This window comes from Coleofasciculus sp. FACHB-712 (genome assembly GCF_014695635.1).
Taxonomy (GTDB): Bacteria; Cyanobacteriota; Cyanobacteriia; order Cyanobacteriales; family FACHB-T130; genus FACHB-T130.
Genome location: NZ_JACJOQ010000280.1, coordinates 1 through 2,222 on the forward strand (window position 1 = coordinate 1; position 2,222 = coordinate 2,222).

Here is a 2,222-nt window from a genome sequence, read left to right on the forward strand (position 1 = left end):
TTGAAGTATTTAAATAAAGCGGGACATAACCATCCTTCCTTGTTATTTAACTCCCAGCGATACCAATTGCCACCATACTCTTCTCTTACCAAAGTTAGTTCCGCCTGATATCCAGGAAATGGGTTTCCTGAAAACAAAAGCTTAAAACCTTGCTCAGCATTGGGAATCTCTTTAACCAGAAGATCGAGCATCTCAGGAATCCCGCTGACAAAAGGCTCTCGTACAAGTCCGACACGCTCATCATCAAACACCCAAGTGTGTTCGTAGCGATAGGGGAAAATCACCATCATTGCGTTAGACATTGGTTCAGCCTTGTAATAGATTTTCTGTGGCGTTACAGGGAAATACTTACATTTGGCAGTTTTGTAACGGAATGTTAAGCAAAATTTATTAAAATTTATTGCGATTCGTTGATGCAGTTGCTAAGGTGTGCTTAAGAGTTGCTTCTGGTCAATGCCCGTATTTTAGGAGACGTGCCATCCATGCTCTACATCAAACTTGGCTGTACATCAATTCACTGATTGCAGAATTGCCTGAAACTGTATTTCTCTGACGGTACACCAACCTTGCTAGACGGCAGAGGAATTTCTTTGTTTCACGATTCAAAATGCATTTCTTCAATTTCATCTGGTTCCTAACTCGTGTTCCCCTTACGTACTGCCAGTCCAACTCTTATTTGACTGAAGTTTTCCGGAAAGACATTTCTCAGGTTTGTCTACAAAAATAGGGTTCCCTGCAAGAATTTTGAGAAATGTCTTGCTCCCAACAGTTCAGTTCAACTCATCTGTAATTACGAGTTACTGTTTTCCTCACTGCGTGCTTAGAGGATGCTACCTCTACTTCTTGCATCTTGAACTCGGCACTATCAGCGCGGTGAGACCTCAAATGGAGAAGGTTTAAGTTATGAATATTCAAGGAAAGACGGCTCTGATTACCGGAGCTTCCCGTGGAATTGGGCGAGCGATCGCGCTGGAACTAGCGCAACAAGGAGCCAAACGCCTGTTGCTGGTGGCACGCGATGCCGATCGCTTAGCGGAAGTCGCCGCCGAAATCGAGGCGCTGGGTGTGAAAGCCGCGATCCTGCCTTTGGATCTGGCTCAGATAGTAGAAGTGAATATTGCGATCGCCCAAGCTTGGCGAGATTATGGTCAGATTCATCTGCTTGTCAACTGTGCGGGAGTTGCACACCAAGCGCCCTTTTTGAAATCTCAACTCCCGGATGTGCAGCAAGAAATCGCGATTAATTTAATGGGAATGTACACCATGACTCGTCTGGTTGCTCGACGTATGGCAACCCAACGGGAAGGAACCATCGTGAACGTTTCTAGCTTGATGGGCAAAATTGCCGCGCCGACAATGGCGACTTATTCAGCTACCAAGTTTGCGATTTTAGGATTCACCCAAGCCTTGCGCGGCGAACTTGCTGACTACAATATTCGGGTAATGGCTTTGCTGCCATCTTTGACTGACACTGACATGGTGCGAGATTTAAAGTGGTTTCGCTGGGTAGTACCCACGACTTCTCAGAAAGTCGCTCAGGCACTCGTCACTGGCCTACAAAAGGAATCGCCAGAAATTTTAGTGGGATGGCAAAGTCATTTAGCCGTGTGGTGCAATCGCATTGCACCTTGGCTGCTAGAGAAAGTTTTACTGCTGGCAGCACCGCTGTCGAAGTATAAACAAAAGCGCTACCACAGACTCCGAGAGGCTGGAATAATTTCACGTTAAAGTCTGTTATCAACAGGAGAATCTGATTCCAGAGTAGAGACGCGATTAATCGTGTCTCTACTTTAGCTGTGAAATTTATTTCCAGGCTCCGAGCGTTAGTGCCATTTAACCTAACTGTGGCGTTGCTGAAAAGGGCGTTGCTGAAAAGTAATGATTTTTCCACGAAGGAATCTGCTTGTGAAATAGCTATAGCATTACCAAATCAGCAACGCCCTGAAAAGTAATGATTTTTCCACGAAGGAATCTGCTTGTGAAATAGCTATAGCATTACCAAATCAGCAACGCCCTAACTGTATTTGGATAGACTGATTGCAGATAAAGAGATGTTAACGATGAGTCAAAATCGCCAGATATTAGATGGCATTGCCGAACGCATCCAAGTATAGCAATCGCCAAGGTAATTAGGACGACAAGCATAAGACATGCTCGATTGCATCTCGCAAACAATTAAACTGGTCGAGTTGTTTGCGGATGCGGCTCTTGAGCCAAGACCA

At 45.1% G+C, this 2,222-nt stretch carries 2 protein-coding genes and 1 pseudogene; 1 reads left to right on the top strand and 2 read right to left on the bottom strand.

What is annotated here, in order from left to right; all coding sequences use genetic code 11:
* Positions 1 to 302: DUF6717 family protein (locus tag H6F50_RS07595; protein ID WP_190428059.1), on the bottom strand; the 302-nt coding region annotated here is incomplete at its 3' end.
* Positions 303 to 903: 601 nt separating this feature from the next.
* Here H6F50_RS07595 and H6F50_RS07600 point away from each other — a divergent pair.
* On the top strand, positions 904 to 1,728 hold the full coding sequence (locus H6F50_RS07600; protein ID WP_190428061.1) for an SDR family NAD(P)-dependent oxidoreductase: 825 nt from the start codon (positions 904 to 906) through the stop codon (positions 1,726 to 1,728).
* Positions 1,729 to 2,129: 401 nt separating this feature from the next.
* On the opposite strand, the pseudogene H6F50_RS26980 reads toward H6F50_RS07600, so the two are convergent.
* Positions 2,130 to 2,222, bottom strand: a pseudogene (locus tag H6F50_RS26980) (IS630 family transposase); the annotation flags it as partial.

What these genes read in the sequence shown, in the direction of transcription:
- H6F50_RS07600 (WP_190428061.1), top strand. Translation starts at nt 904, where the DNA reads ATGAATATTCAAGGAAAGACGGCTCTGATTACCGGAGCTTCCCGTGGA.